Raw genomic sequence first — 4,720 nt, forward strand, 5'->3', positions numbered from 1 at the left:
GGGCACCGACAAGGTCAATGCCATCGTCAATTGTCACCTGGCGACGGGACGGATCGGCAGACCGGGCGCGTCGCCGTTCTCGCTGACCGGACAGCCCAATGCGATGGGCGGGCGCGAGGTCGGCGGGCTCGCCAACCAGCTCGCCGCCCACATGGGATTTACGCCGCCGGATATCGATCGCGTGCGCCGGTTCTGGAAGGCGCCGCGCATTGCCGCCCATGAAGGACTGAAGGCGGTCCAGATGTTCGAGGCGATCGCGCGCGGCGAGATCAAGGCGCTGTGGGTGATGGGCACCAACCCGGCGGTGTCGCTGCCCGACGCCGACGCCGCGCGCTTAGCGCTGAAAAAACTCGAACTGTTCGTGGTCTCGGAGAATGTGCGCGGCAACGACACCGTCGATGCCGGCGCCCATGTGCTGTTGCCGGCGCAGGCCTGGGGCGAGAAATCCGGCACGGTGACGAATTCGGAACGGCGCATCTCGCGGCAGCGCGCGTTCCTCGAGCCTCCGGGCGAAACCCGGCCCGACTGGTGGATCGTTGGCGAAGTCGCCAGGCGCCTCGGTTTTGGCGCGGCATTCGATTTCGATTCGGCGGCGGATGTGTTCCGCGAGCACGCCGCGCTGTCGGATTTCGAGAATGACGGCGGGCGCGATTTCGACATCGGCGCGCTGAAATCGCTGTCGGACGCGGCCTTCGACGCGATGGCGCCGGTACAATGGCCGATCCGGCGGGATGGGCAGCCGCAGCCGCGTTTTTTCGCCGACGGCGGATTTTTCACCGGCGATCGCAAGGCGCGCTTTGTCGCACCCGAAATTCCCGCACTGCGGACCGAGACGTCAGCCGCGCGCCCGTTGCGGCTCAACACCGGCCGCGTCCGGGACCAGTGGCACACCATGACCCGCACCGGCTTGAGCCCGCGGCTGTCCCAGCATCTGCCGGAGCCGTTCGTCGAGGTTCACCCCGACGACGCGGCAGGGACCGGCGTCGTCGACGGCGATTTCGCCCGCGTCACGACCGACTACGGCCAGTGCACGCTGAAAGTCGTCGTCAGCGCCCGCCAGCAGCGTGGCATGCTGTTCGCGCCGATCCACTGGAGCGACGCCACGGCAACCGCCGCACGCGTCGGCGCGCTGGTGGCACCGATCACCGATCCATTTTCGGGCCAGCCCGAGAACAAGGCGACGCCGGCGTCGATCACACCGTATGAATACGTCTTTCGCGGTTTTGCGTTGTCGCGCACGCCGCTCGAATTGCCTGACCATGCCTGGTCGGCGCGGGTCGCCGTCCATGGCGGCTACGGTTATCTGTTCGCCGACAATGCCGATCCGGCGGGCTGGCAATCCTGGCTGCGGTCCGTCGCGGGAGGCGAGCTTGCCGAGTACAGGGATTTTGGCGGCGGTGTTTACCGCGCGGCATCCTTTGCCGGCGGCCGCATCGCGGCCTGCCTGTTCATCGGACCGGCGGGAAACGCCGGCGACTGGAACGTGGTGAAGACCTTGTTCGCCGCCGATGCGCTCGGCGACACCGAGCGCCGCATGCTGCTGTCGGGAAAATCGGCGGACGGATTGGCGAGCGCCGGCCCGATCGTCTGCGCCTGCTTCGGGGTCGGCCGCACCGCGATCTGCGACGCCATCGCGGCGGGGGCGCGTTCCGCCGCCGATATCGGCGTCAAGCTGAAGGCCGGCACCAATTGCGGCTCCTGCATTCCGGAATTGAAGCGGCTGGTCGCGCAGGCAGCGACCTCCCATCCTGAACAACGCCGGTTGGTCGCGGCCAGTTAATCAGTCTGCAGGCAAGTACGCATTCGCGATTTGGCCGGAAGCGATCTGCTGCGTGTGCATGCCCATTGGCAGCACCATTTTAATAGCCCGGTCTGTCGGACGGAGAAGCGGGCGGGGCGCGCAGCTTGTGAATGATATTGGCAAGACCGTGTCCGCCAAACAACAGGAGAACGCCGGCGGTGAGTTGAGCACAGCTCGACGCGATGCCCGCGAAATCTTCGGGGGTCAGGCGAAAGGGCTGACCGTAGTTCAAATCGTTGAAGACCGCGAAGTAAATGCGCAGCCTGGCAAGCCAGTAGATCATATCGAACACGGCGACCGAGACAAAATAGAGGCCCAGGACCGAAAACGCGAGCTGCTGCAGCTTCAGCGTGTCGAGACTCTCCGCACCCGCGGACACGATTTTGTTGGCAATCGTGGCGGGGAAATAAATCAGCAGCAAGCCAACCAGAACGGAAAAGCCGGGCGCAACGATCGCCAGCAGCCAAGCCGCGGTGTCCGGGGTTGCACCCTTCATGAAATAAAAGGTGACGAACGTTTGCGGCGTGGCACTGATAACCCACACCATGATGACAACGCCCGTCATTCGCAGCATCAGCGATGTGAGCGATTTGTAGTCCATGGCGCAGTTTCTCTGTTGTCGGCAAAACTGCGGGATCCGTCTTGGCGATCAAGATAAATCGTTGGAGCCGAGATGCGCAGGTCTGTCCAACAGGCGATTGACCAACCAAAAGTGGCGCGAACATGATTTTGCAACGCGGAAAACCGTGACCGCGCGGCATTCTCGCAGCCCGTCGGCTTGCAACGCCGGACCAGCATCCGCGTTTTTCGCGTCGCGCGGCGAGACAATCGACGGCGATCATCGCGTCCTCTATGGTGCACCAGCCTCGAAAAACGCAGGTGAACCCGCGCGATGATGTATCTCGATACTCCGCCAAAACTCATTCCAACCGAAATCTTCTCGGCGATGCCCGACCAATTCCGGCGCAAGGTTCGCACCGACTGGGCCGACGCCAACCGGCCGGGTCAGCTGACCGATTGCTTCATCGAGGGCCCGTCCTTCGACGCCGATGGCCATCTCTACATCGTCGACATCCCGTTCGGACGCATCTTCCGGATTTCACCGGACAAGAAGTGGTCGCTGGTGGTCGAATATGAGGGCTGGCCGAACGGGCTGAAGATCGGCCGCGACGGGCGCATCCTGGTCGCCGACTACAGGCATGGCATCATGGAGCTCGACGCAAGCGCAGGGCGGATGAAGCCGGTGCTGACCTCGCGCAATTCGGAATCGTTTCGCGGCTGCAACGACCTGCATATCGCTACCAATGGCGATATCTATTTCACCGACCAGGGGCAGACCGGGCTTCACGATCCGACCGGGCGGGTGTATCGGCTCGCGACCAGCGGCCGGCTCGATTGCCTGATCGATACCGGCATCAGCCCCAACGGCCTGGTGCTCGATCCGAGCGAGGCCACGCTGTTCGTGGCGATGACCCGCGACAATTCGGTCTGGCGCGCGCCGTTCATGAGGGACGGCAGCGTCTCAAAAGTCGGCCGGTTCTGCACGACCTTCGGCACCAGCGGGCCCGACGGCATGGCCATGGACCAGGCGGGCCGGCTGTTCGTGGCGCATGCCTCGCTCGGCCACGTGTTCGTGTTCGCGCCGAATGGCGAGTTGATCGCCCGCATCAAATCCTGCGCCGGGCCAAGCTGCACCAATGTCGCGATCGGCGGCGCCAGGCGCGATCGCCTCTACATCACGGAATCGGCGACCGGCACCGTGCTGGTGGCCGATATCGGCGTGCTGGACGCCGGGACGTAGAAGGACCAATGAGGCGATGATGCGAACGGAGAAATTCGGCGGCAACGGCCCGCGGGTGCCGGTGATCGGGCAGGGCACCTGGTATCTCGACCGCGGCGATCGCAAGGCCGCCGTCACCGCGCTATGCCGCGGCATCGACCTCGGCATGACCCATATCGATACCGCGGAGATGTATGGCGATGCGGAACTGGTAATCGCGGATGCGATCGAAGGACAACGCGACGATCTCTTCCTGGTCTCGAAGGTACTGCCGAGCAACGCCTCGCGGCGCGGCACCGTCACCGCCTGCGAACGTTCTCTCAAGCGGCTGAAGACCGACCGGCTCGATTGCTATCTCCTGCACTGGCGCGGATCGTATCCGCTGCAGGAAACCGTGGCCGCATTCGACGAGCTCGTCGCATCGGGAAAAATCCGCGCCTGGGGCGTCAGCAATTTCGACGCCGACGATCTCGACGAAATGCGCGAGGTGGCCGGCGAGGGCAGGATCGCCTGCAATCAGGTGCTCTATCATCTTCGGGAGCGCGCGATCGAGCACGCGGTGATTCCGTGGTGCGAGGCGCATGGCACAGCCGTCGTCGCCTACTCGCCGTTCGGGCACGATGATTTTCCGTCGCCGGACAGCCGGGCCGGGCAGGTGCTGCAGACGATCGCCGACGCTCACAAGGCGAGCGCGCGCCAGGTCGCGCTGGGTTTTCTGACGCGCGCGCCATCGGTGTTCGCGATCCCGAAAGCCTCGCGCGCGGAACACGCCGCCGACAACGCCCGGGCGGGGCAATTGAGGCTCAGCGAAAGCGAGATTGCCACGCTCGACAAAGCGTTTCCGCGCGGCCCGAAACCGCGCGGTTTGCCAATGCTGTAGCGGCCATAGTCGCTAGCAAGGCGTCTCAATGGCTGCGGCGGTCCGCCACGCGCAATCGCGCATATCGGAATCTCGTTTTCGGGCCTTGTGGTCCGCTTCGATTGGCGTTCTTTAGAGGCTCGCCCGATTCGACCATCGCCGCCTTAAGAGTTTGCCGTGACCCCGCCCCCCGCCGCAGCCGCCAGGCTGCACCGCGCCGACCTGCCATTGCCCGAGAAGAAGTCCGCCGCCCGCGCCGCGCCGGCGCGCGCCGACCGGC

The 4,720-nt window shown here is 64.9% G+C and carries 4 protein-coding genes; 3 read left to right on the plus strand and 1 reads right to left on the minus strand.

The features are described from left to right. Positions 1 to 1,780, plus strand: a 1,780-nt coding sequence (locus WCE35_RS13370; protein WP_424593826.1) for a molybdopterin-dependent oxidoreductase, incomplete at its 5' end; no start/stop codon positions are given. 79 nt (positions 1,781 to 1,859) lie between these two features. On the opposite strand, the gene WCE35_RS13375 is transcribed toward WCE35_RS13370, so the two are convergent. Then, positions 1,860 to 2,402, minus strand: coding sequence for a hypothetical protein (locus tag WCE35_RS13375; RefSeq protein WP_424593827.1), 543 nt, complete (start codon positions 2,400 to 2,402; stop codon positions 1,860 to 1,862). A 294-nt stretch (positions 2,403 to 2,696) separates the two neighbouring features. Here WCE35_RS13375 and WCE35_RS13380 point away from each other — a divergent pair, with 294 nt between their 5' ends. Together WCE35_RS13380 and WCE35_RS13385 are read left to right on the plus strand one after the other, a co-directional pair. Further along, on the plus strand, positions 2,697 to 3,602 hold the full coding sequence (locus WCE35_RS13380; RefSeq protein WP_424593829.1) for an SMP-30/gluconolactonase/LRE family protein: 906 nt from the start codon (positions 2,697 to 2,699) through the stop codon (positions 3,600 to 3,602). A gap of 19 nt (positions 3,603 to 3,621) precedes the next feature. Next, positions 3,622 to 4,461, plus strand: a complete 840-nt coding sequence (locus WCE35_RS13385) for an aldo/keto reductase (RefSeq protein ID WP_424593828.1) — start codon at positions 3,622 to 3,624, stop codon at positions 4,459 to 4,461. Positions 4,462 to 4,720: the final 259 nt, after the last annotated feature.

The organism is Bradyrhizobium sp. (genome assembly GCF_049691595.1).
GTDB lineage: Bacteria > Pseudomonadota > Alphaproteobacteria > Rhizobiales > Xanthobacteraceae > Bradyrhizobium.

Coding starts and splice junctions, on each gene's coding strand:
- WCE35_RS13375 (WP_424593827.1), bottom strand. CDS start 2,402: ATGGACTACAAATCGCTCACATCGCTGATGCTGCGAATGACGGGCGTT.
- WCE35_RS13380 (WP_424593829.1), top strand. CDS start 2,697: ATGTATCTCGATACTCCGCCAAAACTCATTCCAACCGAAATCTTCTCG.
- WCE35_RS13385 (WP_424593828.1), top strand. CDS start 3,622: ATGCGAACGGAGAAATTCGGCGGCAACGGCCCGCGGGTGCCGGTGATC.